General features: G+C 71.9%; 24 protein-coding genes and 1 tRNA gene. 20 read left to right on the top strand and 5 right to left on the bottom strand.

The genetic code is table 11. The features are described from left to right. Positions 1 to 60 precede the first annotated feature (60 nt). Positions 61 to 414 carry a YidH family protein gene (locus tag BT341_RS39355; protein ID WP_072481056.1) on the bottom strand — a complete coding sequence of 118 codons (354 nt, stop codon included), beginning with the start codon at positions 412 to 414 and terminating at the stop codon, positions 61 to 63. A gap of 11 nt (positions 415 to 425) precedes the next feature. Next, positions 426 to 896 carry a GtrA family protein gene (locus BT341_RS39350; RefSeq protein ID WP_072481055.1) on the bottom strand — a complete coding sequence of 157 codons (471 nt, stop codon included), beginning with the start codon at positions 894 to 896 and terminating at the stop codon, positions 426 to 428. Positions 897 to 1,048: 152 nt separating this feature from the next. On the opposite strand from BT341_RS39350, the gene BT341_RS39345 reads away from it, so the two are divergent. Then, positions 1,049 to 1,459: a hypothetical protein gene (locus tag BT341_RS39345; RefSeq protein WP_072481054.1), complete on the top strand. Its 411-nt coding sequence runs from the start codon at positions 1,049 to 1,051 to the stop codon at positions 1,457 to 1,459. 83 nt (positions 1,460 to 1,542) lie between these two features. Further along, complete coding sequence (locus tag BT341_RS39340; RefSeq protein WP_072481053.1) at positions 1,543 to 1,836, top strand: iron-sulfur cluster biosynthesis family protein; 294 nt, start codon at positions 1,543 to 1,545, stop codon at positions 1,834 to 1,836. 102 nt (positions 1,837 to 1,938) lie between these two features. On the opposite strand, the gene BT341_RS39335 is transcribed toward BT341_RS39340, so the two are convergent. Genes BT341_RS39335 through BT341_RS39325 form a run of 3 tightly spaced genes read right to left on the bottom strand, consistent with a single transcriptional unit; the run spans position 1,939 to position 6,122 of the window. Then, positions 1,939 to 3,063, bottom strand: a complete 1,125-nt coding sequence (locus BT341_RS39335) for a glycerate kinase (protein ID WP_072481052.1) — start codon at positions 3,061 to 3,063, stop codon at positions 1,939 to 1,941. Continuing rightward, a complete protein-coding gene (locus BT341_RS39330) occupies positions 3,060 to 4,004 on the bottom strand; it encodes a 2-hydroxyacid dehydrogenase (protein ID WP_072481051.1) in 945 nt (314 codons plus the stop codon). The genes BT341_RS39335 and BT341_RS39330 overlap by 4 nt, the downstream gene beginning before the upstream one ends. A 30-nt stretch (positions 4,005 to 4,034) precedes the next feature. Next, a complete protein-coding gene (locus tag BT341_RS39325; RefSeq protein WP_072481050.1) occupies positions 4,035 to 6,122 on the bottom strand; it encodes an alpha-galactosidase in 2,088 nt (695 codons plus the stop codon). A gap of 76 nt (positions 6,123 to 6,198) precedes the next feature. Between BT341_RS39325 and BT341_RS39320 the strand changes: the two genes are divergently transcribed. The 18 genes from BT341_RS39320 (at position 6,199) to BT341_RS39235 (ending at position 23,971) form a co-directional block, all read left to right on the top strand. Continuing rightward, positions 6,199 to 7,362 (top strand): ROK family protein, encoded by a 1,164-nt coding sequence (locus tag BT341_RS39320; protein ID WP_245805252.1) that lies wholly within the window; start codon positions 6,199 to 6,201, stop codon positions 7,360 to 7,362. Positions 7,363 to 7,485: 123 nt separating this feature from the next. After that, positions 7,486 to 8,295, top strand: coding sequence for a CoA transferase subunit A (locus tag BT341_RS39315; RefSeq protein WP_072481049.1), 810 nt, complete (start codon positions 7,486 to 7,488; stop codon positions 8,293 to 8,295). A gap of 64 nt (positions 8,296 to 8,359) precedes the next feature. Beyond that, positions 8,360 to 9,118, top strand: coding sequence for a CoA-transferase subunit beta (locus tag BT341_RS39310; RefSeq protein ID WP_072481048.1), 759 nt, complete (start codon positions 8,360 to 8,362; stop codon positions 9,116 to 9,118). A 103-nt stretch (positions 9,119 to 9,221) separates the two neighbouring features. After that, on the top strand, positions 9,222 to 10,403 hold the full coding sequence (locus tag BT341_RS39305) for a thiolase family protein (RefSeq protein WP_072481047.1): 1,182 nt from the start codon (positions 9,222 to 9,224) through the stop codon (positions 10,401 to 10,403). 11 nt (positions 10,404 to 10,414) lie between these two features. Beyond that, a complete protein-coding gene (gene pcaH / locus BT341_RS39300) occupies positions 10,415 to 11,149 on the top strand; it encodes a protocatechuate 3,4-dioxygenase subunit beta (protein WP_072481046.1) in 735 nt (244 codons plus the stop codon). Next, positions 11,149 to 11,703, top strand: a complete 555-nt coding sequence (pcaG, locus tag BT341_RS39295; RefSeq protein WP_072481045.1) for a protocatechuate 3,4-dioxygenase subunit alpha — start codon at positions 11,149 to 11,151, stop codon at positions 11,701 to 11,703. Before pcaH ends, pcaG begins: the two co-directional genes overlap by 1 nt. 23 nt (positions 11,704 to 11,726) lie before the next feature. Next, complete coding sequence (gene pcaD, locus BT341_RS39290; protein WP_245805251.1) at positions 11,727 to 12,503, top strand: 3-oxoadipate enol-lactonase; 777 nt, start codon at positions 11,727 to 11,729, stop codon at positions 12,501 to 12,503. Continuing rightward, positions 12,500 to 12,901 carry a 4-carboxymuconolactone decarboxylase gene (pcaC, locus tag BT341_RS39285; protein WP_072481043.1) on the top strand — a complete coding sequence of 134 codons (402 nt, stop codon included), beginning with the start codon at positions 12,500 to 12,502 and terminating at the stop codon, positions 12,899 to 12,901. Before pcaD ends, pcaC begins: the two co-directional genes overlap by 4 nt. A 10-nt stretch (positions 12,902 to 12,911) precedes the next feature. Beyond that, positions 12,912 to 13,745: an IclR family transcriptional regulator domain-containing protein gene (locus BT341_RS39280; RefSeq protein ID WP_072481042.1), complete on the top strand. Its 834-nt coding sequence runs from the start codon at positions 12,912 to 12,914 to the stop codon at positions 13,743 to 13,745. Positions 13,746 to 13,970: 225 nt separating this feature from the next. Next, positions 13,971 to 14,522 (top strand): nucleotidyltransferase family protein, encoded by a 552-nt coding sequence (locus BT341_RS39275; protein WP_072482426.1) that lies wholly within the window; start codon positions 13,971 to 13,973, stop codon positions 14,520 to 14,522. Positions 14,523 to 14,636: 114 nt separating this feature from the next. Beyond that, a complete protein-coding gene (locus BT341_RS39270) occupies positions 14,637 to 15,506 on the top strand; it encodes an AAA family ATPase (protein ID WP_072481041.1) in 870 nt (289 codons plus the stop codon). 44 nt (positions 15,507 to 15,550) lie between these two features. Continuing rightward, positions 15,551 to 17,302, top strand: a complete 1,752-nt coding sequence (locus tag BT341_RS39265) for a hypothetical protein (protein ID WP_072481040.1) — start codon at positions 15,551 to 15,553, stop codon at positions 17,300 to 17,302. Positions 17,303 to 17,597: 295 nt separating this feature from the next. Beyond that, positions 17,598 to 17,674: transfer RNA gene (locus BT341_RS39260), tRNA-Arg, on the top strand. Positions 17,675 to 17,694: 20 nt separating this feature from the next. Next, the gene (locus BT341_RS39255) at positions 17,695 to 18,801 is read left to right on the top strand and encodes a vWA domain-containing protein (RefSeq protein ID WP_072481039.1); all 1,107 of its coding nucleotides are present in this window, start codon (positions 17,695 to 17,697) and stop codon (positions 18,799 to 18,801) included. Next, the gene (locus BT341_RS39250) at positions 18,794 to 19,906 is read left to right on the top strand and encodes an XdhC family protein (RefSeq protein ID WP_072481038.1); all 1,113 of its coding nucleotides are present in this window, start codon (positions 18,794 to 18,796) and stop codon (positions 19,904 to 19,906) included. The genes BT341_RS39255 and BT341_RS39250 overlap by 8 nt, the downstream gene beginning before the upstream one ends. 248 nt (positions 19,907 to 20,154) lie before the next feature. Next, on the top strand, positions 20,155 to 20,679 hold the full coding sequence (locus tag BT341_RS39245; RefSeq protein WP_072481037.1) for a (2Fe-2S)-binding protein: 525 nt from the start codon (positions 20,155 to 20,157) through the stop codon (positions 20,677 to 20,679). After that, a complete protein-coding gene (locus BT341_RS39240) occupies positions 20,679 to 23,120 on the top strand; it encodes a xanthine dehydrogenase family protein molybdopterin-binding subunit (RefSeq protein WP_072481036.1) in 2,442 nt (813 codons plus the stop codon). The genes BT341_RS39245 and BT341_RS39240 overlap by 1 nt, the downstream gene beginning before the upstream one ends. Continuing rightward, on the top strand, positions 23,117 to 23,971 hold the full coding sequence (locus BT341_RS39235) for an FAD binding domain-containing protein (protein WP_072481035.1): 855 nt from the start codon (positions 23,117 to 23,119) through the stop codon (positions 23,969 to 23,971). The genes BT341_RS39240 and BT341_RS39235 overlap by 4 nt, the downstream gene beginning before the upstream one ends. Positions 23,972 to 23,986 lie beyond the last annotated feature (15 nt).

Raw genomic sequence — 23,986 nt, 5'->3', positions numbered from 1 at the left:
CTCCCGTCAGCCCCGGCCGCTTACCTCCTCGCGGCCGTCGCACCTGCGCGTCCGGCGCACTCACGAGACCACCAGCAGCACGGCCGCCGCCACGGTCAGGGTCAGCAGGCCGCCCGTCAGCACCAGGATCATCCGGCTCCGCGGCAGCGGCTGCCCGGCCCGCATGGCGATCTGCACCCGCCGCCAGCGGGGATAGGCCGTCGCGGCCAGCACGGCCGCCAGCGCCACGCACAACCCCGCGAGCACCGCGCTCGCCGCGGCCGGCGCCGGGACCAGCTGGTGCACCGCGACCCCGCCCGCCAGCAAGCCCAGCGCCGTCCGGAGCCAGGCGAGGAATGTCCGTTCGTTGGCCAGCGTGAAGCGGTAATCCGGCTCGCTGCCGCCCGAGTGGGGCGTGATCTCTTCCCGGTCCACGTCCGCAGACGCTAGCGGGCGCGCGCCGCCTCGGCTCGGTGCGCGAAGACCCACCAGCGCAGCACCGCGAACCGCACGAAACCGCCGACCAGGCTCGCCAGCAGCAGCGTGCCGGTCTCTTCCCACGACGTCGGCCGGTCGACCAGCGCGTCCAGCACCGCCAGCACCGCCGAGCCGTACCCGGCGTAGAAGGCGAACGTCACGAGGTCCTGCAGGTGCCGCTTCCCGGCGTTGCTCCGCCGTCCGGCGAACGTCACGCGGCGGTGGAACTCGGTGTTGCCGACCGTGGTGACCGCGATCGCGACGAGGTTCGCCATCTGCGAGCCCAGCTGGTCGCGCAGCAGGAGGAACAGGACGGCCTGGACCCCGGTGGTGACCACACCGGCCACGACGTACCACGCGGCGTGCGTGCCGAGCTCGTGGTCGCGGTCGGGGTCGGCGGCGAGCAGCCGGTGCTCCGGCGCCCACCTGGTGGTGGCCATGATCCCAACCTACCCTGCGTTCACAAACTTGTGAATGTGTTAAACCAGTTGAAGAAATGTGATTCCGGCGACATCGCCCGCGTTTGAGCCACCCCGGCGGCCGGGTAGCTCAACGGCGAGACCGACTACTGCCTACGCGCCGGGAGAAACCAGTGAGTGACCGTGACGCGGCCGAACCGGAAAGCTTGGACCCCAGCGAGGCGCTGGACGAGGACGAGCTGCGCGTGGACCCGCTCGAGGAGGGCATCGAGCCGCCCGAGCATTGGAGTGCCGCGGACCGCTTCGGCACGACGCCCAGCGAGATCCGCGAAGGCGAGCCGATGGACCAGCGCCTCGCCGAAGAGGTGCCGGACACCGAGCCGGAGCCGGTGCCGGACCGTCCGCTGGCCGTGACGCCGGTGGACCAGCTCGACGAGACCGTCGAGGACGCACCGCCGGACTTCGAGCAGGTGACCCCGGACGACGAGATCCCGCGCCGGCACGCCGACCCGGACCCGCGGGAGCAAGCCGACTACGCGGGCGGCTCGGTGGCGGACGCCATCCGCGAGGCGCGGCAGGGCTGATCCGCTCAGACTGCACGTCCGGACGGACGCCCCTAGCGTGGGGACCTCCAGTGCATCGGACCGCGACGAAGGGAAGGCCGAAAATGCTGACCGTGACCGAAGCCGCCGCCGAGGCGATCACCGCACTGACCAGCCAGGGCGAAGGAGAGGCCGGGCTGCGCCTGGCGGTCCAGCAAGCCGACGGCGAAAGCGCCCAGCTGGCGCTCTCGGTGGCCCCGGAGCCGGCAGAGGGCGACAGCGTCCTGGGCGAGGAAGAAGGCCCGAAGGTCTTCCTGGAACCCCAGGCGGCGGCGCTGCTCGACGACAAGGTCCTCGACGTCCAGGAGGACGAAGCGGGCGGAGTGGCGTTCGCGGTGCTGCCCCAGCACACGAGCTGACCGAGGCGGACGGGCCTTTCGCAGCGCGGCGAAAGGTCCGTTCGCCCGCGCGGACGGCCGAAGAACTCGGTGCCGCACCAGCGCTCCCGGCTCCCGGCGTGCCTACCTCGCGAGCCACTCGCGAACCAGCACCGCAGCCCGTTCCCGCAGCAACTCCGCGGCATGCGCCCGCGCGTGATCGACCGAAGGCGCGTGATCGATCAAAGCGCTGCTCCCCACCACCCCGAGCCGAGCCAACCCGGCGGCATCGAGCTGGATCCGGCCCGCCAGCGCCAGCAACGGCACCCTGCGCGGCCGAGCCCGATCCGCGATCCCGGCCGGCGCCTTGCCGTTCAGGCTCTGCTCGTCCAGCGATCCCTCGCCCGTGATGACGAGATCGGCCCCGTCGAGTGCCTTGTCCACTCCGGTCAGCCCGGCGATGAGGTCGAACCCGGATTCGACCGTTGCCCCGAGGCCCGCGATCGCCCCGGCCGCGATCCCGCCCCCGGCTCCCGCGCCCGCGATCCGCGAGACGTCCGGAGCGCCACCCACCTGCAGCGCGTACGCCCACCGGCCCAGCGCTTCGTCCAGCAACGCCACCTCGTCCGGTCCCGCCCCTTTCTGCGGCCCGAACACGGCCGCGGCTCCCGACGGGCCCAGCAGCGGGTTCGTCACGTCCGTCGCCACCGCGACCCGCACGCCGTCCACGCGCTCCCGCACCGGGGTCAGCTCGGTCGACGCGACGCGCCGGAGCGTGCCGCCGCCCAGGCCGACCGGTGCGCCGAACGCGTCCAGCACACCCGCCCCGAGCGCGCCGAGCATGCCCGCCCCGCCGTCGGTGCTGGCCGTGCCGCCGGCCGTCAGCACCAGCCGCTCGGCGCCGTGGATGAGCGCGTCCGCGAGCAGTTCCCCGACGCCCCACGTGTGCGCGGCCAGCGCCGTCTGCGGGCTCGGCTCGACGAACTCGATCCCGCACGCGCGCGCCGACTCGACGTAGGCGGTGCCGTCCAGCACGGCGTACCGGGCTTCGACCTGGTCGTCGAGCGGGCCGCGGACCCGCATCCGGACGATCCGCGCGCCCGCCGCTTCGAGGACGTCGAGGGTTCCTTCACCACCGTCGGCGACCGGGCAGGACACGATTTCGGCCTCCGGCAGCGCGTCACGGACGCCGAGGGCGATCGCCTCCGCCGCCTCCACCGCGGTGAGACTGCCCTTGAACTTGTCGGGCGCGATGACGACACGGGTCACGGCTTCACCTCCGTCAGCGGGGGACGCCCGGCGAGCACCGCCGCGACGTTGCGAGCGGCCAGAACGGCCATCTCGGTGCGGGTTTCGACCGTGGCCGACCCGAGGTGCGGGCTCAGCACGACGTCGTCGCGGCCGAGCAGCCGCGGTTCGACCTCGGGTTCCTTCTCGAACACGTCCAGCGCGGCACCGGCGATCTCCCCGGCCTCCAAGGCGTCCGCGAGCGCGGCTTCGTCGACGACCGGGCCACGCGTCGTGTTCACCAGGTAGGCGCCCGGTTTCATGGCCCGCAACGCGGCGGCGTCGATGAGATGGCGCGTCTCCGGCGTCAGCGGGCAGTGCAGCGAGACGACGTCCGAGCGGGCGAGGAGTTCTTCGAACGGCACGAACTCGGCGTCGGTGTCCTGCTTGGACCGTCCTGAGTAGACGATCGACATCCCGAACGCGGCGGCCCGCTTCGCCATCGCCCGCCCGATCTGGCCGAGCCCGACGATGCCGAGCGTCTTGCCCTGCAACCCCGAGCCGAGCAGGAAGCCGAGGTGGAACGACCACGGCGTCCGCGACCGCAGCAGCCGCTCGCCCTCGCCGATCCGGCGCGTGACGGCGAGCAGCAGGCCGAAGGCGAGGTCGGCGGTCGCGTCGGTGAGCACGCCCGGCGTGTTCGTGACGACGACACCGCGCGACGCCAGCGCGGGCACGTCGACGTTGTCGTAGCCCACCGCGACGTTCGCCACGATCTTCAGGCCGGGCCCGGCGGCGTCGGCCAGCGCGCCGTCGATCCGGTCGTGCAGCATCCCGACCACGGCCGCGGCGCCATCGACAAACTCGTGCAGTTCGCCGGGCGTCAGCGGGCGATCGAGCCGCGACACGGCAACGTCACCGGCGTCGGCGAGGAGCTGCACCGCGTCGTCGGGAATCCATCGGGTCACCGCGATCTTGGCCACCCCGACAGCCTAGGGCACACCCCCGGCGATTCAGCCCACCCGAGTCAGCCGCACCACCGCGCTCGCGTACCCGCTCCCGGGAAAATCCCAGCCGAGTCCGTGGCACAGCAGCACCGCGCCGTCGTGCACGGCACCGTCCTGGTCGCGGTAGCGGCCCGCCGGATCGAGTCCCCGCAGGCGCGGCGGGGTGAAGGGCCGCGCGAACTCGGTGGGCCGGCGCCAGAGGAAGACGACCACCGAGTCGTCCAGCACGTACTGCACCGCGGTCAGCGCCGACGTTGCCGGATCGGCGAGCCGGTACAGCGAACCGTGCTGCACCACCGGCCGGATCTCCTTGTACAGCGCGACGAGCTTCGCGGCCTCGTCGAGTTCGCCCGCGCTCCACCGCGGCAGGTCGCCGCCCAGGCCGAGCACTCCCGCCATCGCGACGTGGAACCGGAAGCTCAGCGGCGCTTCGCGTCCCGTGGCCGGATTCGGGCTGTCGGTGACCCACGCCGACATCGTGCCCGCGGGGTAGATCTGGCCGTAGCCGTGCTGGATGGTGATCCGGTCGGCGGCGTCGGTGTTGTCGGAGGCCCAGTTCTCGTCGGTGCGCGCGAGGATCCCGAGGTCGGTACGCCCGCCGCCGCCCGCGCAGCCTTGGATTCGCAGTGCCGGGTGGTCCGCGCGCAGCCGGTCCAGGATCCGGTACACGGCACGCACGTGCTCGACCCACACGCGTCCCGCGTCTTCGCCCGGCCAGCCGGCCTCGGTGAACGCGCGGTTCATGTCCCACTTGAGGTAGTCGATGCCGTGGTCGCCGACGAGCCGGTCGAGCCAGTCGTGCGCCCAGTCCGCGACGTCCGGGCGCGCGAAGTTCAGCACGAGCTGGTTGCGCAACGTCGTGCGTTCCCGGTTGGCCATGTGCAGCACCCAGTCCGGGTGTGCGCGGTAGAGATCGCTGTCCGGGTTGACCATCTCCGGCTCGACCCACAACCCGAACCGCATCCCGTGCGCGTGCACGGCGTCGGCCAGCGGTTTCAGCCCGCCCGGGAAACGCTCTTCGTCGGCGACCCAGTCGCCGAGCCCGGCGGCGTCGCCGGTGCGGGCTCCGAACCAGCCGTCGTCCATGACGAACAGTTCGGCCCCGACGCGAGCGGCGGCCGCGGCCAGTTCCGTCTCGGTCCGCTCGTCGACGTCCCAGCCGGTCGCTTCCCAGGAGTTGTAGACGACCGGACGCAGCTCGTCCGGGTGCGGCTGGACGAACTCGCGGACGTAGGCGTGCCACCGCCGGCTCGTGCCGCCGAAGCCGTCGGCCGCGTAGAGGCCGGCGAACACCGGCGTCTCCCATGTTTCGCCGGGGAGCAGCCGCCAGCCGACGTGCTCGTGCCCGAACCCGCCGGTCCACGTGACGCGGCCGGTGTGCGTGCGCTCCACGGTGATCCGCCAGCTGCCGCTCCACGCGAGGGCGGTGCTCCAGACCTCGCCGGACGTCTCGGTCGCGTCGCCCGCGTCGAGCATCACCCATGGGTCGACCTGGTGGCTCGACACCCCGCGACGGCTGGTCAGCGTCGTTTCCCCGACGGGCAGCGGTTCGCGCAGCACGCCGTACTCGGCGCTCCACGCGCCCGACGTCCGGCTCAGGCGTGCGCCGTCGCGCCGGGGGAGCGTCCACGACGCGGAATCGGTGCGCAGCAGGGAAATCGGCTCGTCGCCGGTGTTGCGCAGGGTCGTCCGGCGCTCGACGACGTCGCCGCGGACGCGGTAGTACAGCGACACTTTCAGGGAATAGTGACGGTCCGCGAGACGCACCACCAGAGCGTCGTCGTCGAGCGCGAAGCCGTCGTAGCGCCACTCGAGGGCCGACGTGCCGTCCTCAAAGCGCACGGCCAGCGCGGGAACGCCGAAGAACGCGCCACCTTCGGCCGGCAGCTCCTGCCGCTCGTCGCCCGGCTCGTCGAAGCTGCTGTCGGCCGGGTTGCGACGCGCGGTGACCTGCGTGGCCTGCGACAACGTCAACGGCGAGCCCCAGTGGACGTGCCGCGGCCGGTCGTCGGCGTCGAGCCGGAAGGCGTACGCACTCTCGGGGCCGCGTAGCAGCCAGAGCCGGTGCGCGGGGTCGTGTTCGACGAGCGGCATGACCGCGAGCGTAGGCACGACCAGCGGAAAAATAAATTCTTGACGAAGTTAATTAATGCTGTCTAACGTGCCGGGCATGCCGCGCAGCGCGAGGGCGCCGATCACCGGTCCCGCGGCCGCGACCGTGTTCACCACGGTCCTGACCGAGGGGCCGGTGTCCCGGGTCGACGTCGCCCGGCGCACCGGCCTGTCCTCGGCCGCGGTCACCAAGGCGGCCCGGCCGTTCATCGAAGCCGGGTACCTCGAAGAACTCGCCTCCGGCGGCCGCACCGCGCCCGGCGCCGGCCGTCCGGCGAACCCGCTGGCCATCCGGCCGGACCGCGAGTACTTCGTCGGCGTCAAGATCACCGGCGACGACCTCATCGGCGTGGTCACGGACCTGCGTGCCGACGTTCGTGCCAGTGCCCGCCATGCGTTGACCGGCCACGACGTCGGCCACGTCGTCCGGGCGCTGGCCGATCTGGCCGGCGAGCTGCTGTCCGACCCGGGCGTCCGTGACCGCGCGTTCTGCGTGGGTGTCGCGGTGTCCGGCGACGTCGACCGCGTGTCCGGCGTCGTCCGGTACTCGCCGTTCCTCGGCTGGCGGGACGTTCCTCTCGCGGAACTGCTGCAAGACGCCACCGGGCTCACCACGACACTGGAGAACGACGTCAAGGCCCTCGCCGTCGCCGAGAAGTGGTTCGGTGAAGGCGTCGGCGCGTCGACGTTCGCACTGGTCACCGTCGGTGCGGGCATCGGCAGTGCGCTCGTGGTCGACGGCCGTGTCCTTCGCGGCGCGTACGGCGTCGCGGGCGAAATCGGGCACGTCCCGGTCGCCGAGGGCCCTGCTTGCTCCTGCGGCGGGCAGGGCTGCGTCGAGGCGATCGCGTCCGGCGAAGCGATCCTGACGCGGGCGCGCCAGGTCACGGGAGAACCCGCGTTGTCCATGGCAGACGCCGTGACGCGCGCCCGCGGCGGTGACGAGCCGCTGCGCGAGGTCTTCGCCGCGGCGGGCCACGCGATCGGGCTCGGGCTGGCCGCGCTGGTCAACCTGTTCGGCCCGGAACGGGTGGTGGTCTCCGGCGAAGGCGTTGCGACGTACGACCTGTTCGAGGAGCAGATCCGCCGGACCTTCGAGGTCCATGCGTTCGGCAGCGCGGCCCGGTGCCGTCTGGCCGTCCGGCCGCTGCCCTTCGAAGAGTGGGCTCGCGGTGCCGCGGCGGTTGCCATCCAGGGCCTTTTCGCCGCCGACCGCGGCTGACTCGAGTTCGATTTCCGGTCTGCGTCATCCATTGGGCGGAAGACGTCTGGTCGGCTCGGCGCGCGCCGTGCTATGTTCGGTTTCAGAACGAGTGTGCGTGATGCGAACAGTTTGGAGCGAGTGATGGCGGAGCTGCTGTCGCTGGAGGAGGCCGTGGCCCGGCTGGTGCACGACGGGGACACCGTCGCGCTCGAGGGCTTCACGCACCTCATCCCGGTCGCGGCCGGGCAGGAGATCATCCGGCAGCGCCGGCGGGATCTCACGCTGGTCCGGATGACCCCCGACATCGTCTACGACCAGCTGATCGGCGCCGGCTGCGCGCGCAAGCTGATCTTCTCGTGGGGTGGCAACCCGGGAGTCGGCTCGCTGCACCGCTTCCGCGACGCCGTCCAGCACGCGTGGCCGGTCCCGCTGGAGATCGAGGAGCACAGCCACGCCGGCATGGCGAACCGGTACGTCGCCGGCGCGTCCGGCCTGCCGTTCGCGGTGCTGCGCGGCTACACGGGCACGGACCTCCCGGCCCAGACGGCCACGATCAAGCCGATCACCTGCCCGTTCACCGGCGAGCGGCTCACCGCGGTCCCGGCGTTGAACCCGGACGTCACGATCGTCCACGCCCAGCGCGCCGATCGTGAGGGCAACGTCCAGATGTGGGGCATCACCGGCGTCCAGAAGGAGGCCGTGCTGGCGGCGAAGCGGTCGGTGGTGACGGTGGAGGAGATCGTCGACGAGCTGGAACCCCGCCCGGGCGCCGTCGTGCTCCCGGCGTGGGTGGTCACCGCAGTGGCCGAGGTGCCCGGCGGCGCGAAGCCGTCGTACGCGGCGGGGTACTACGAGCGTGACAACTCGGCGTATCAGGCGTGGGACGAGGTGGGCCGTGACCGCGAGGAGTTCACCAAGTGGCTGAACGAGCTGACGGGGGTGACGGCATGACGCCCGGGCCGGCCCCTGTCCACCACCCGCGTCCCGCAGCGGCCGACTCCGCGGAGGTCCCAGCATGAACCCCGGCTACACCGCCGACGAGATGATGAGCATCGCGGCGGCCCGCGCGCTCGCCGACGGCTCCTCCTGCTTCGTCGGCATCGGCCTCCCGAGCAAGGCGGCGAACCTCGCCCGCCGCGCGCACGCCCCGAACCTCACGCTGATCTACGAGTCCGGGTGCCTGGGCGCCAAGCCGTCCCGCCTCCCGCTGTCCATCGGAGACGGCGAACTGGCCGACACGGCCGACGCGGTGGTCAGTGTCCCGGAGGTGTTCAACTACTGGCTCCAGCCGGGCCGGATCGACGTCGGCTTCCTCGGCGCCGCCCAGCTGGACAAGTTCGGCAACATCAACACGACGGTGATCGGCTCGGACTACCACGACCCGAAGGTGCGGCTGCCGGGCGCGGGCGGCGCCCCGGAGATCGCCGCCTCCTGCGGCGAGGTGTTCATCGTGCTGCGCCAGAGTCCTCGTGCGTTCGTGGAGAAGGTCGACTTCGTGACGTCGTTCGGCCACGGCACGGGCAAGGGCGACCGCGAAAAGCTGGGCCTGCCGGGCAAAGGCCCGACGCTGGTGGTGACGGACCTGGGGCTGCTGCGCCCGGACCCCGGGACCGCCGAGCTGACGCTCACCGAGCTGCACCCGGGCGTGGAGCTGGAGCAGGCCGTCGCGGCCACGGGCTGGAAACTGAAGGTGTCGGAGGACCTCAAGACCACCCCGGCGCCCACGGAGCAGGAGCTGACCCTCCTGCGAGACCTCGAGAAGGCGAGCGCATGACCGCGCCCATCCCGTCCGCGTCGTGGCAAGGTGAGCCGATGACCACCGCCGCCGCGCGAAACCTCCTGCTCCCGACCCACCCGCCGATCCGGAAGGCGAGCGCATGACCGACGTCTACGTCCTCGACGCGATCCGCACCCCGTTCGGCCGCTACGGCGGCGCGCTGGCCGGCGTCCGTCCGGACGACCTGGCCGCGGGTGTCCTCCGCGCTCTGCGGCAGCGCACCGACCTCGATCCGTCCACTGTGGACGAGGTGACGCTCGGCGACGCCAACGGCGCCGGCGAGGACAACCGCAACGTCGCCCGGATGGCCGCGCTCCTCGCCGGCTGGCCGACGAGCGTCCCTGGCAGCACCGTGAACCGGCTCTGCGGCTCCGGGCTCGACGCGGTCATGCAGGCCAGCCGGGCGATCCAGGTCGGCGACGCGTCGCTGGTCGTCGCGGGCGGCGTCGAGTCGATGACCCGCTCGCCGCTGGTCATGCCGAAGCCGGACAAGGCCTTCCCGGCGGGCAACCAGACCCTCTACAACACCGCGCTCGGCTGGCGCATGGTCAATCCGGCGATGCCGTCCCAGTGGACGATCTCCCTCGGCGAATCCACCGAGCAGCTCGCCGAGCGCTACGGCATCGGCCGCGAAGAGCAGGACGCGTTCGCCGCGCGCAGCCACGTCAATGCCGCGAAGGCGTGGGACGAGGGCTTCTACGACGACATGGTCGTCCCGGTCGACGGGGTGGACCTTGCCCGCGACGAGGGCATCCGCCCGGACTCCAGCCCGGAGACGCTGGCCAAGCTGAAGCCGGTGTTCCGCAAGGAGAACGGCACCGTCACGGCGGGCAACGCGTCTCCGCTGAACGACGGTGCTTCGGCCCTGCTCCTCGGCGACGAAGCGGCCGCGAACCGCCTCGGCAAGGCGCCGCTGGCCCGGATCGCGGGCCGTGGCGCGGCGGGTGTCGACCCGGACGTGTTCGGCATCGGCCCGGTGCGCGCGGCGGAGATCGCCCTCGAACGCGCCGGCATCGGCTGGGAGGACCTGGCCGCGGTGGAACTCAACGAAGCCTTCGCCGCGCAGTCGCTGGCGTGCCTGCGCGACTGGAAGAAGCTCGACCCGGAGATCGTGAACACCCACGGCGGCGCGATCGCCATCGGTCATCCCCTTGGCGCGTCCGGCGGCCGGATCCTCGGCACCCTGGCGCACGACCTGCACCGCCGCGGCGGTGGCTGGGGACTCGCCGCCATCTGCATCGGCGTCGGCCAGGGCCTGGCCGTCGTCCTGGACGGCCGGTAAAGGAGAAACACGTGGCCACTCCGACCGAACTCAGGTTGCCGCGCTACGGGGAAGACCCCGAAGGCACGCACCCGCCCCTCGACTACACCGGCTACCGCTCCACGGCCCTGCGGCACCCGAAGCAGGAGCTCGTCCTGCTGCCGCAGATGCTGACCGAGGTCACCGGCCCGCTGCTCGGCCCCGGCCGTCTCGGCGAGCACGACAACGACCTGACCCGGCAGCACGCGGGCGAGCCGCAGGGCCAGCGGATCATCGTCACCGGCCGGCTCCTCGACGGCGACGGCCGCCCGGTGCGCGACTCGCTCATCGAGATCTGGCAGGCCAACGCGGGCGGCCGCTACCGCCACACCGGCGACCGCTGGCCGTCACCGCTCGACCCGAACTTCGACGGTGTCGGACGCACCCTGACCGACAGCGAGGGCCGCTACACCTTCACCACCATCAAGCCCGGCGCGTACCCGTGGAAGAACCACGACAACGCCTGGCGCCCGGCCCACATCCACTTCTCGGTCTTCGGCTCGGCGTTCACGCAGCGGCTGGTCACCCAGATGTACTTCCCGGACGACCCGCTCTTCTCGCAGGACCCGATCTTCAACTCCATCCCGGACGAGAAGGCCCGGCAGCGGATGATCTCCCGCTACGACCACTCGATCACCCAGGCCGAATGGGCGCTCGGGTTCCAGTTCGACATCGTGCTGCGCGGGCGCGACGCGTCGGTGTTCGAAGAGGAAGAGGACGAAGACTGATGCCCAAGCTGCTGCCCACCCCTTCGCAGACCGTCGGTCCGTACCTGTCGATCGGGCTGCCGTGGCCCGACGGCCCGTACGTCGTGCCCGAGGGCACCGCCGGGGCGTTCTGGATCCGCGGTGTCGTCCGCGACGGCAACGGCGACCCGGTCCCGGACGCCATGATCGAAACCTGGCAGGCCGACCCGGACGGCGGCTTCTGCCACCCCGACGATCCGCGCGGCGCGACGTCCGGCGAGTTCCGCGGGTTCGGCCGCTGCCCGACGGAGGCCGACGGCACCTACGGCATCCTCACCCTGCTGCCGGGCGTGGTGCCCGGGGCCGGCGGCGCCGTGCAGGCACCGCACATCGACGTATCGGTGTTCGCCCGCGGCCTGCTGAACCGGTGCGTCACCCGGATCTACTTCGAGGACCAGGACAACTCGGCGGACCCGGTCCTGGCGACGGTCCCCGAGGAGCGGCGCGGCACGCTGATCGCGGCGAAGACCGAGGACGGCTACCGCTTCGACGTGCGGCTGCAGGGTGACGGCGAAACGGTGTTCTTCCGGGTATGACGGCGCTGGACGGAGGTGGGCGAGTGGGTGCCGTGCGGGTGCACCGGGTCGTCGAAGGACCGGAAGACGGCCCGGTCGTGGTCTTCGCCGGGTCGCTGGGCAGTGACCTGCGCATGTGGGAGCCGCAGGTCGCGCCGCTGGCCGGGCGCGGCTACCGGGTGGTGCGCTACGACACGCGCGGGCACGGGGCGTCGCCGGTGCCGCCCGCGCCGTACACCTTGGACGACCTCGGCGCGGACTTCGTGGCCCTGCTCGACGACCTCGGTGTCGAGCGCGCCCACCTGGTCGGCCTGTCCCTCGGCGGGATGACCGGCATGTGGCTCGGCGTCCACGCGCCCGAGCGGATCGAGAGCCTGGTGCTGTGCTGCACGTCGGCGAAGCTCGGCCCGCCGTCGATGTGGGCGGAGCGGGCGCGCAAGGTCCGCGCGGAAGGCACGGCGTCGGTCGCGGAAGCCGGGGTCGGGCGCTGGCTCACCGAGCCGTACGCGAAGAGCCACCCGGACGTCGCGGAGTTCCTGCGGGCCATGATCGCCGCGGTCCCGGCGGAGGGGTACGCGGCCTGCTGCGAGGTGATCGAGCGGATGGACCAGCTCGACACGCTGCCGAAGATCAGCGCGCCGACGCTGGTCATCGCGGGCGCCGACGACCCGTCGACCCCGCCGGCGGGCCACGCCGACCTGATCGCCGACGGTATTCCCGGCGCGCGGCTGGAGGTCGTGGCGAACGCCGCGCACCTGGGCAACTACGAGCAGCCGGCCGAGTTCACCCGGCTGATCCTCGAGCACTTGGAGCGAGTGTGACCAACCGCCACGAGCAGGGCATGAAGGTGCGGCGCGAGGTGCTCGGCGACGAGCACGTCGACCGCGCCGTCGCGGGCACGACGGAGTTCAGCCGCCCGTTCCAGGACTACATCACCGAAGGCGCGTGGGGTTCGGTCTGGTCCCGCGAGGGCCTCGACCGCCGGACGCGCAGCTGCGTCACGCTGGCGGCGCTGACGGCGTTGCAGGCACACAACGAGCTGGCGATGCACGTCCGGGCCGCGGTCCGCAACGGCCTGACGGCGGCGGAGATCAGCGAGGTCCTGCTGCACACGGCGGTCTACGCGGGAGCGCCGGCGGCGAACGCGGCGTTCGCGATCGCCCAGCGCACCCTGGCCGAGCTCGGCGAGCCCACCGCCCGGCCGGCCGACGCCGGATAGGCTGCCGGGCATGGACACGGGGAGGCCGCCTTTCGAAGCCGAGCTGGACAGCGAGCCGGCGCACCGTGGTGCCCACCACGTGCAGTCGCTGGAGCGCGGGCTGGCGGTGATCAAGGCGTTCCACGCGGACGCGGCAGAGCTGACCCTGAGCGACGTGGCCCGCGCGACGGGCCTCACCCGCGCGGCGGCGCGGCGTTTCCTGCTGACCCTGACCGACCTGGGCTACGTCCGCACCGACGGAAAGTACTTCTCGTTGACGGCGCGGGTGCTGGAGCTGGGCTACGCGTACCTGTCGAGCATGACGCTGCCGGAGGTGGCACAGCCGCACCTGGAGCACCTGTCGGCGGCGGTGCACGAGTCCAGCTCGGTGTCGGTCCTGGAGGGAACGGACATCGTCTACGTGGCGAGGGTGGCGGTCTCCCGGATCATGACGGTGAGCATCAACGTGGGAACCCGTTTCCCGGCGTACGCGACGTCGATGGGCCACGTCCTGCTGGCGGGCCTGAGCCCGGCGGAGCTGGAGGCGTACTTCGTGGTGGCGAGCCTCGATCGCCTGACGGACCGCACGGTGACCTCACCGGAGCGCTTGCGGGCCGAGCTGGCCAAGGTGACCGACCAGGGCTGGGCAATGGTGGACCAGGAGCTGGAGGAAGGCCTCCGTTCAGTGGCGGCCCCGATCCACAACCGCCGGGGCCGAGTGGTGGCGGCGGTGAACCTGTCAACACACGCGAGCCGGACAACGGCGGAGTCGGTGGAGAAGGAACTGGTGCCCCCGCTGCTGGAGACGGCCAGGGCGATAGAAGCAGACCTGGCAGTAGGTGCCCCGGGCCGCGCCCATGGCTGACGAGGCACGCACCACCCGGGTGGGGCGGTGGCGGCCCGGAGGCGGGGGCCCGATGGCGGAACAAGTCCGGGCCGCCGGATCCGGGCCCGACCCGGGGCAGCCATGAGCCCGGCGGCAGACCAAGCCCCGCCCGCCGGCTCCGTGGCCGAACCCGAGCGCCCCACCACCTCGGCGGCAGAGCAGTCCCGAACCACCGAACCCGCCGCCCCGCCCGTCGCCGGGCTCCTGCTCGCTGCCGGCGCCGGTCGGCGGTTCGGCGGGCCGAAAGCCCTCGCCGAACTCGATGGGGAACCTCTCGTCCGTCGTGCTCTCCGGACACTTGCCGCCGCTGGCTGTGCGCCGGTTCGGGTCGTTCTCGGTGCTGCGGCCGACCAGGTCGCCGCGCTTCTTCCCGACCCCGCCCAGGCCGTCCGGGCCGACGACTGGGAGACCGGCATGGGCGCCTCCCTCAAAGCCGGCCTCGCCGCGCTTACCCAGGTCAACGGTCCCGTTGCGGCGCTCGTCCACCTGGTCGACCTGCCCTGGGTCGGCGCCGGCATCCTCGCCCGGGTCGCCGCCGACGCGAACTCCGAAACCGTCGCCCGGGCGTCCTACGACGGCGTCCCCGGCCATCCCGTGGTGCTCGGCCGCCGCTGGTGGCCCGAAATCGCCGCCACCGCCCGCGGCGACCACGGTGCCCGCGACTGGCTGGCCACCCGCGCCGACCTCCGCCTCATCGAGTGCGGCGACCTCGGCAGCGGCCGCGACGTCGACCACCGAGCCGACCTGCCGTCCTGACCGCAGGCCCCGGCGTGGGCCGCCAGGGCCGGCCGCGGGACCGGCCCAGGAAACACCCGCCGAACCAGCCCGGCGAAGCCGCACACCAGCGCCGGGCCGCCTACGATCGACAGCGTGACGGACTCGCCTGAAGAACTCGCCGCCGCGCTGGATGCGACCGGTTATCTCGCCGATGACGGGCTGGCCACCGCCGGGTTCCTCGCCTTGCGGATGGGCCGTCCGCTCTTCTGCGAAGGCGAGCCCGGCACCGGGAAGACGTCGCTCGCCATCGCGCTGGCCACCGCGCTCGGCCGCCCGCTGGTCCGCCTCCAGTGCCACGAGGGCATCGACGCCGCCCAGGCCCTCTACGAGTGGGACTTCCCGCGCCAGCTCCTGCACCTGCGCGCCCTCGAAGCCGCCGGCGACGGGCGCGTCGACGTCGAGACCGCCGAACGCTCCCTCTACACCGAGCGCTTCCTCCTGGCCCGGCCGCTGCTGCAGGCCCTGATCACGGCGCCGTGCGTGCTGCTCATCGACGAGATCGACCGAGCCGACGACGAATTCGAAGCCTTCCTCCTCCAGCTGCTCGACGAGCACGCCGTGACCATCCCCGAGTACGGCGAGGTCCGCGCCGAAGAGCCCCCGCTGGTGGTCCTGACGTCGAACCGGACCCGCGAAGTGCACGACGCCCTCAAGCGCCGCTGCCTCTACCACTGGCTGGAACACCCGGACCTGGTGCGAGAGGTCACAATCCTGCGCCGTAGGATCCCGCTAATAGGTGAAGTCCTAGCTCGGCAGGTCGCTGAAGCGGTGCATCGGCTCCGCGAAATGGACTTGCTGAAGCCACCAGGGGTAGCAGAGTCACTCGATTGGGCGCGAGCCTTGATGGCTTTGCACCGTGACGAGCTGGACGCGGCGACGGCGGCGCGGACACTCGGCGCGGTCCTGAAGTACAGCGAAGACCTCGACCGGGTCAGGGCGAAACTCGACGCGCTGTTCGCCTGAGTGGCCGGTTCCGGGGGCACCGAAGGCGGGGGAGGACCTGCGGCATGAGCGTGGCGGAGACGACGGAGGCAAGGCCGGTCGCCGAACGGCGGCCGACGGCGCCGGCTGTGCCCGCGCGCAGGTGGCGCGCCCGCTTCGCCGCCGTGGCCGCCGTCCTCGGCGGGACCGCGCTCATCGCCGTGCACGCCTCGTTCTACGGCCACTGGCTGATCGACGACTCGGCCATCACGTTCGCGTACTCGCGCAACGTCGCCGACGGCTTCGGCCCGGTCCTGCAGCCCGGCGCCATGCCGGTCGAGGGCTACTCCAACCCGACCTGGATGATCCTGCTCGCGCTCGGCAAGCTCGTCGGCCTCTTCGACCACGGCACGCTTTTCGGGGTCAACGACCAGATCCTCTTCCCCAAGGCGCTCGCGCTGGCCTGCTGCCTCGGGCTGCTGGTCCTGTTCTACCTCGGCGCCAAGACGCTCAGCCGCCGCCCGGCTCTCATCACCTTCGCCGCCGGTGCGGCGCTCGCCGCGATCCCGTCGTTCGTCATCTGGTGCTTTTCGGGCCTGGAGAACTCCTTCTACGCGTTGACCGTCGCGGCGCTCGGGGTGCTGGTCCTGCGCGCGGTGCAGGGCGGCAAGCTGCTGAACTACCAGATCGCGGCGGGCTCCGGCCTGATCGCCGCCGCGGCCGCGCTGACCCGTCCCGACGGCGTCATCTACGCGGGTGCCTACCCCATCGTCGTGCTGCTGTTCCTCAAGCGCGAGCTGCTCGTCCGCAGCGTCCGCACGGTGGTCGTCTCGATCGTCGCGTTCGCCGTGCCGTACGGCGGGTACCTCGTCTTCCGCTGGTTCGAGTTCGGCAGGCTCGTGCCGAACACCGCGGTCGCGAAGGGACAGGAACCGCCCACGCTCGACGACCTCGCCCAGCCCGGCCAGATCATCGACTACGTGGGCTGGCTGATCGTCGCGGTCGCCGTCGCGTGCCTGGCGATGCTGCTCGTCCGGCCATCGCGGCTGCGCACCGGGCTGATCGCCCTGCTGGTGCCGTTCGGCCTCTCCGTCGTGGCGTTCATCATCCTCGAGTACGACTGGATGGGGCACCTGCGGTTCGCGACCCCGGTGTGGACGCTCGGCGCGTTCGGCGGGGCGGTCGTCGTGGTCGAGGCGCTGGCCGCGGCGCGGCTGCGCGGCCGGATCGTCCTCGCCTGCCTCCTGGTGGTCGCCCTGGTCAGCTCGGTGAACGGGCTTTACGCGCAGGGGACCGACTACCGGGCCAACGTCAAGACGGCGATGTGCATCGTCGCGCAGCGGGACGCCCAGACGATCAACGGGCTCGCGGACCTGCTCAGGCTGCCCGACTCCGCCCAGGTCGGCCTGATCGACCTCGGCGCGACGTCGCTGGGCAGCCGGATCCGCGTGCTCGACCTCGCCGGCCTCGGTGACAAGACGGTCGCCGATCACCTCCTGCATTCCGACGTCGCCGGCGTGCGGGACTACGTGTTCGACTCCGAGAAGCCGGAGCTGATCACCTTCATCGGCTCCTGGATCTCGACGCTGCAGTTCGACAAGGACCCGAGGTTCGAGCAGCAGTACGTGACGATCTTCGCGACCCAGCCGATCGGGAACCTCACGGTGGATTCGCGGAACTGGGTCAGCTACTACGTGCGGCGCGACCTGGTCGACGACGCGAAGCTGGCGGAACTCAAGGCGTACACGCAGCGGACGCTGCCGCCGGTTCTGGAGCTGAACAAGACCGCCGGGCTGCGCGGCTGCGCTCCCATCACCCCCGGCGTCAAGGCCGCGTGACGCCGCATCCGCCGGATGTCCATTTAGGACTCGGCAGGTGCTTCGCGGTACGCGGTTAATTCCGTTGCCCCGCCCGCCGGGCTCCGGCATCCTTTTCTCAGCACAGCAGGCAACACCCGAGAGGAGGAGATCGTGACCGGATTCCGGATGCACCGCTGCGGCACGATCTCCCGTGCCGTTCGCTGAACACACTTCCTGAAAGCTCTTCGCGCCCACCCTCCGCTACCTTGGGTCGGCCGCGGCGGAGAGCGCGGTCTGCGCCCGTCCGGGGAGGGGCGTGTGCGCAGGCCGCCTTGTCTCGGTAGCTCAGTCGGAGAGAGCGCGGCGCTACGAACGCCGAGGTCCGGGGTTCGATTCCTCGCCGGGACGCCACCAGAGCGCACAATGGATGCATGACCACTGATCCGGTGGCCGGCTACGCCGGGTTCGCCGCCGCGCTGCGGGAGGCCGGGGTCGCCTGTGACGCGCACCGTGTGCAGGCCTACCTCGCCGCCGTGGCCGCGGTCGATGTCGCCCGGCCCACCCAGCTGTACTGGGCAGGGCGGCTGACCCTGTGCTCCAGCCCCGATGACCTCCCGTGCTACGAGGAGGCCTTCAGCCAGTGGTTCTCCATCGAGCCGCCCGCTCCGCAGCGCGCGAAGGCCGCCGCGCCGAAGCAGGCTCGGATTGCGCCTCTCGCCGAAACCGGAGGTGGGGACGCCGAGGGCGGCGACGGCGCCGAGCAGCTCAAAGTCGCCGCCAGCGGCCAGGAAGTGCTGCGCCACCGGGACCTCGCCGCGCTCACCACCGCCGAACGCGAACACCTCCGCGAACTGCTGGCCACCCTGAAGCCCGCGCTCCCGGACCGGCCGGCCGCCCGGAGCACGCCGTCGCGACGGGGACGGCTCGACCCGTCGCGCACGCTGCGCGCCATGCTCGCCAGCGGCGGGGAGCCCGTGAAACTCGCGCACGTCCGGCGCGGCAGCCGGCCGCGGCGGGTCGTGCTGCTCATCGACGTCTCGGGTTCGATGAGCCCGTACGCCGACGCCCTGCTGCGCTTCGCCCACGTCCTGACGCGGCGCGCGCCCCAATCCGTCGAGGTCTTCACCCTCGGCACGCGCCTCACCCGCGTGTCTCGCCAGCTCCGGCTGCGCGACCCCGAACGCGCGATGCTCGCGGCCGGCTCGGCGGTGCCCGACTTCGCCGGCGGCACCCGGCTCGGTGAGACGCTGCAGGCGTTCCTCGACCGCTGGGGCCAGCGCGGCATCGCGCGCCGCGCGGTCGTCACCGTCTTCTCCGACGGCTGGGAACGCGGCGACACCGGCCTGCTCGGCGAGCAGCTCGCCAGGCTGCGCCGCCTCGCGCACGCCGTATTCTGGGTGAATCCGCATGCCGGCCGTGCGGGGTACGCTCCGGTCCAGTCGGGCATCGTGGCCGCGCTGCCCCACATCGACCGGCTGCTGGCCGGGCACACCCTGGCCACCTTGGAACGACTGCTCGGGGAGATTTCCGATGCGTGACGTACTGGACGACGTGTTCCGCCGCTGGTCGGCGGGTGAAACGGTCGGGCTGGGCACCGTGGTCGCGACGTTCTCTTCGGCGCCGCGCGCGCCGGGCGCCGCGATGGTCGTCGCGCCGGACGGCACCGTCGCGGGCAGCGTGTCCGGCGGCTGCGTCGAAGGCGCCGTCTACGAGCTCGCGCAGGAGGTCGTCGCCGAGCGCAAGCCGGTGCTGCAGCGCTACGGCGTGAGCGACGACGACGCCTTCGCGGTCGGCCTCACCTGCGGCGGGATCATCGACATCTACGTCGAGCCGGTCGACCGCGCGTCGATGCCCGAGCTCGGCGACGTCGTGGCGTCCGTGCGCGGTGGCGAGCCGGTCGCGGTCGTCACGATCATCGAGCACGAGCGCGAAGGCCTGGTGGGCGAGCACATGATCGTCTGGCCGGACCGGACCGCGGGCTCGCTCGGCTCGTCGCGGATGGACGACGCCGTGGCCGACGACGCGCGCGGCCTGCTGGCCAGCGGCCGCACCGGCACCCTGCACTACGGTCCCGACGGGCAGCGCCGCGGCGAGGGGATGACGGTGTTCGTCAACTCCTTCGAGCCGCCGCCCCGGCTGCTCGTGTTCGGCGCGATCGACTTCGCCGCCGCGATGGCGCGCATGGGCGCCTACCTCGGCTACCAGGTCACGGTGTGCGACGCACGGCCGGTTTTCGCCACCGCCAGCCGGTTCCCGGACGCGCACGACGTGGTCGTCGACTGGCCGCACCGCTACCTGAAGGCCGAAGCCGAGGCCGGCCGCGTCGACCAGCGCACGGCCATCGCGGTGCTGACCCACGACCCGAAGTTCGATGTGCCGCTGCTGGAGGTCGCGCTGCGCCTGGACGTCGGCTACGTCGGCGCGATGGGCTCCCGCAAGACGCACGACGACCGCCTCGCCCGCTTGCGGGAAGCCGGGATCACCGAGGCCGAGCTGGCGCGGCTGTCCTCGCCGATCGGCCTCGACCTGGGCGCCCGCACCCCGGAGGAGACGGCGGTGTCCATCGCGGCGGAGATCATCGCACTGCGGTGGGGTGGCGGCGGCCGGCGGCTCGCGGACCTCAGCGGCCGCATCCACGGCTGAGCCGGCGGCACTGCTCCGGGTGGCCCACAAAAGTTCACCCATCCGGACTTCCGCAGAAACGGCGCCTTTCGCGGGATGGCCGTGCATCTGCGGAAAAGATAGTTGAACGTGTGACATCAGGACTTGTCCCCGCGAAGGTCGCGTAGCACGCTCGGGTCTTGTGAGCCCGATCACGGTCGGGCCTGGCCGTTCCCGAACCGGCTCGCCGCTGCTCCGCCCCGGCGGGCATCCGCTTTTTTGGAGGCCTGATGCGCATCTCCGTCACTGTCGACGGGACGAAGTACACCGACGAAGTCGAGCCCCGCACCCTGCTCGTGCACTACCTGCGCGAGCGGCTCGGCAAGGTCGGCACCGTCGTCGGCTGCGACACCAGCAACTGCGGCGCCTGCACCGTCCACCTCGACGGGCACAGCGTGAAGTCCTGTTCCGTGCTGGCCGTACAGGCCGACGGCTGCGAGGTCACCACCGTCGAAGGCCTCGCCCGCGACGGCAAGCTGCACCCCGTGCAGCAGGCCTTCCACGACAACCACGCGCTGCAGTGCGGGTTCTGCACGCCGGGCATGATCATGCAGTCGATCGACCTCCTGGCCGACAACCCGGACCCGGACGAACAGGCCGTCCGCGAGGGCCTCGAAGGCAACCTCTGCCGCTGCACCGGCTACCAGAACATCGTCCGGGCGGTCCGCGACGCCGCGAAGCACATGAGTCCCGGCGCCGGACCCGAAGCCGAGCGGATCGCCGAGAACAAGCACGTCGGCGTGGGTGGTGACTGATGACCGCGACGATCGAACCGGAGGTCGGGAAGGCCCGCCGCCGCAAGGAGGACGAGCGGCTGATCACCGGCCGCACCCGCTGGACCGACAACATCACGCTGCCCGGGATGCTGCACATGGCGGTCCTGCGCAGCCCGTTCGCGCACGCCAAGATCGTCTCCATCGACACGTCGGCGGCGAAGAACGCTTCGGGCGTCATCGCCGTCTTCACCGCGAAGGACCTCGACCCGGACGGCTCGATCGGCATGCCCTGCGCGTGGCCGATCACGCCGGACATGAAGGCGCCGCGCCGTCCGGTGCTCGCCGCCGAGCAGGTCAACTTCGCCGGTGAAGGCGTCGCGGTCGTCGTCGCGCGCTCGTCCGCCGAAGCGCACGACGCGCTCGAGGAGATCGACGTCGAGTACGACGAGCTGCCGGTGGTCCTCGACATGGAGGCCGCCATCGCCGACGGCGCCCCGCTCGTCCACGAGGACCTGGGCACCAACACGAGCGCGGTCTGGAAGTTCGACTCCGCCGAAGCCGGCACCGGCGGCAACGTCGAGGACGCGATCAGCTCGTCGGAGGTCGTCCTCAAGCGCCGCTTCCGCCAGCAGCGGCTCGTCCCGGCGTTCATGGAGCCGCGCGCCTGCGTCGTCGACCCGACCGGCACCCAGATCACCATGTGGTCGGCCACGCAGATCCCGCACATCCTGCGCGTGATGTCGGCGCTGACGCTCGGCATTCCCGAGCACAAGCTGCGCGTGATCGCCCCGGACGTCGGCGGCGGCTTCGGCGGCAAGATCGGCGTCCTGCCGGAAGAGATGATGTCCCTGCTCGTCGCGCAGAAGCTCGGCAAGCCGGTCAAGTGGAACGAGACGCGGTCGGAGACCATGCTCGCCGCCCACCACGGCCGCGACCAGATCCAGGACATCACCATCTCCGCGACCCGGGACGGCCGGGTCACCGGCCTCAAGGTCGAGCTGCTCGCCAACCTCGGCGCGTACAACGGCCTCGTCGGCCCCGGTGTACCGATCCTCGGCGCGTTCATGTTCAACGCGATCTACAAGATCCCGGCGTACCACTTCGCGTGCACCAACGTGTACACGACGACGACGCTGACCGACGCCTACCGCGGCGCCGGACGGCCGGAAGCGACGTTCGCGATCGAGCGGATCATGGACGAGCTCGCCGTCGAGCTCGGCATGGACCCGCTGGAGCTGCGCGAGAAGAACTGGATCAAGCACGAGGAGTTCCCGTTCACCACGGTGTGCGGGCTGACCTACGACTCCGGCAACTACGAGGCCGCGACCGAGAAGGCCAAGCAGCTCTTCGACTACGACGGCCTGCGCGCCGAACAGCGGCGCCGCCGCGAGTCCGGCGACAAGGTCCAGCTCGGCATCGGCGTCTCGACGTTCACCGAAATGTGTGGTCTGGCGCCCTCGCGGGTGCTCGGCTCGCTGGACTACGGCGCCGGCGGCTGGGAGTACGCGTCGATCCGGATGCTGCCCACCGGCAAGGTCGAGGTCACGACGGGCGCGTCCGCGCACGGCCAAGGCCACGAGACGGCGTGGAGCCAGATCGTCGCCGACCAGCTGGGCGTCGCGTTCGAGGACGTCGAGATCCTGCACGGCGACACGCAGTCGTCGCACAAGGGCATGGACACCTACGGCTCGCGGTCGCTGGTGGTCGGCGGGATCGCCGTCATCAAGGCCGCGGAGAAGGTGATCGCGAAGGCCAAGCCGATCGCGGCGCACCTGCTCGAATGCGCCGAGGACGACCTGGAGTTCGCCGGCGGCAAGTTCACCGTGAAGGGCACCGACACATCCACCACCTTGGGTGATGTCGCGCTGGCCGTGTTCGCGGCGCACAACCTGCCCGACGGGGTCGAGCCGTCGCTCGACTCGGACGCGACGTTCGACCCGGAGAACTTCTCGTTCCCGCACGGCACGCACCTGTGCGCCGCCGAGGTGGACACCGAGACGGGCCGGATCAAGCTGCGCTCGTACGTCTGCGTCGACGACGTGGGGGTCGTGGTGAACCCGCTGATCGTCGAAGGCCAGGTGCACGGCGGGCTCGCGCAGGGCATCGCGCAGGCGCTGTTCGAGGGCACCGAGCACGACGACAGCGGCACGCTGACCACCGGCACGTTCGCCGACTACCTGCTGCCGTCGGCGGCCGACCTGCCGTCGTTCACCACCGACCGCACGGAGACACCGTCGACGACCAACCCGCTCGGCGCCAAGGGCGTCGGCGAGGCAGGCACGATCGCGTCCACCCCGGCGGTGGTGAACGCGGTGGTCGACGCGGTGCGGCACTTCGGCGTCGACGACATCGAGATGCCGCTGACGCCGATGCGGGTGTGGCACGCCATCCAGCACGGCACCACCGACGCGGGCGGCCCCGGCCGCGACGAAGCCGGTGGCGGGCTCGGTTCGATCGACGCTACCGGAGGTGCGCAGTGATCCCGGCTTCCTTCGACTACGTCCGCCCGTCCACAGTGGACGAAGCGGTGCAGGCGCTGGCGTCGGCGGGCGAGGACGCCAAGGTGCTGGCCGGCGGGCAGAGCCTGCTGCCGGTGCTGCGGATGCGGCTGGCCGCGCCGACGACGCTGGTCGACCTCGGGCGCATCCCGGAGCTGCGCGGCGTGCGCGAGGACGGCGACGCGCTGGTGATCGGCGCGATGACCACGCACTACGAGGTCCAGCGCGACCCGCTGGTCGCTTCGCACGCGGCCTTGCTCAAGGAAGCGACGGACACGGTCGCCGACCCGCAGATCCGCCACCGCGGCACGCTCGGCGGCGCGATCTCGCACGCCGACCCGGCCGGGGACCTCCTCGCGCCGGTGCTGGCGCTGGACGCTGCGCTGGTGGTGGCCGGGCCGTCCGTGCGCCGGACGGTGCCGGCCGCGGAGTTCTTCCAGGACCTGTTCACCACGGCGCTGGGGCCGGACGAGCTGCTCGTCGAGGTCCGCGTCCCCAAGCACACGGGGTGGCGGGCGCACTACGAGAAGTTCAACCGTGTCGCCCAGGCGTGGTCGATGGTCGCGGTCGCGGTCACCGTCCGTACCGAGGCCGGGGTGATCGAGGAGGCGCGGGTCGCGCTGACCAACATGGGCTCGACGCCGGTCCGCGCCACGGGCGTCGAAGCGGCCCTGGTCGGGGTGCAGGCGTCGGCCGAGTCGATCAGCGCGGCGGCGTCCCACGCGGCGGAAGGGACGAACCCGCCGGTCGACGGCAACGCCGACGTCGAATACCGCCGTCACCTGGCGAAGGTGCTGACGGGCCGCGCGATCGCGGCGGCGGCCGGAGCCTGACACACCGCTCGTGCC

Source organism: Amycolatopsis australiensis (assembly GCF_900119165.1).
Classification (GTDB): Bacteria; Actinomycetota; Actinomycetes; order Mycobacteriales; family Pseudonocardiaceae; genus Amycolatopsis; species Amycolatopsis australiensis.
Note: the sequence above shows the minus strand (reverse complement) of the source record. Positions and strands in the feature narration are given on the sequence as shown.

Bases quoted from the DNA above. Each gene is read 5' to 3' on its own strand.
- BT341_RS39310 (WP_072481048.1), top strand. From the start codon at position 8,360: ATGAACCCCGGCTACACCGCCGACGAGATGATGAGCATCGCGGCGGCC.
- BT341_RS39305 (WP_072481047.1), top strand. From the start codon at position 9,222: ATGACCGACGTCTACGTCCTCGACGCGATCCGCACCCCGTTCGGCCGC.
- BT341_RS39240 (WP_072481036.1), top strand. From the start codon at position 20,679: ATGACCGCGACGATCGAACCGGAGGTCGGGAAGGCCCGCCGCCGCAAG.
- BT341_RS39245 (WP_072481037.1), top strand. From the start codon at position 20,155: ATGCGCATCTCCGTCACTGTCGACGGGACGAAGTACACCGACGAAGTC.
- BT341_RS39265 (WP_072481040.1), top strand. From the start codon at position 15,551: ATGAGCGTGGCGGAGACGACGGAGGCAAGGCCGGTCGCCGAACGGCGG.
- BT341_RS39315 (WP_072481049.1), top strand. From the start codon at position 7,486: ATGGCGGAGCTGCTGTCGCTGGAGGAGGCCGTGGCCCGGCTGGTGCAC.
- BT341_RS39350 (WP_072481055.1), bottom strand. From the start codon at position 896: ATGGCCACCACCAGGTGGGCGCCGGAGCACCGGCTGCTCGCCGCCGAC.
- BT341_RS39255 (WP_072481039.1), top strand. From the start codon at position 17,695: ATGACCACTGATCCGGTGGCCGGCTACGCCGGGTTCGCCGCCGCGCTG.
- BT341_RS39325 (WP_072481050.1), bottom strand. From the start codon at position 6,122: ATGCCGCTCGTCGAACACGACCCCGCGCACCGGCTCTGGCTGCTACGC.
- BT341_RS39340 (WP_072481053.1), top strand. From the start codon at position 1,543: ATGCTGACCGTGACCGAAGCCGCCGCCGAGGCGATCACCGCACTGACC.
- BT341_RS39250 (WP_072481038.1), top strand. From the start codon at position 18,794: ATGCGTGACGTACTGGACGACGTGTTCCGCCGCTGGTCGGCGGGTGAA.
- BT341_RS39320 (WP_245805252.1), top strand. From the start codon at position 6,199: ATGCCGCGCAGCGCGAGGGCGCCGATCACCGGTCCCGCGGCCGCGACC.
- pcaG (WP_072481045.1), top strand. From the start codon at position 11,149: ATGCCCAAGCTGCTGCCCACCCCTTCGCAGACCGTCGGTCCGTACCTG.
- BT341_RS39280 (WP_072481042.1), top strand. From the start codon at position 12,912: ATGGACACGGGGAGGCCGCCTTTCGAAGCCGAGCTGGACAGCGAGCCG.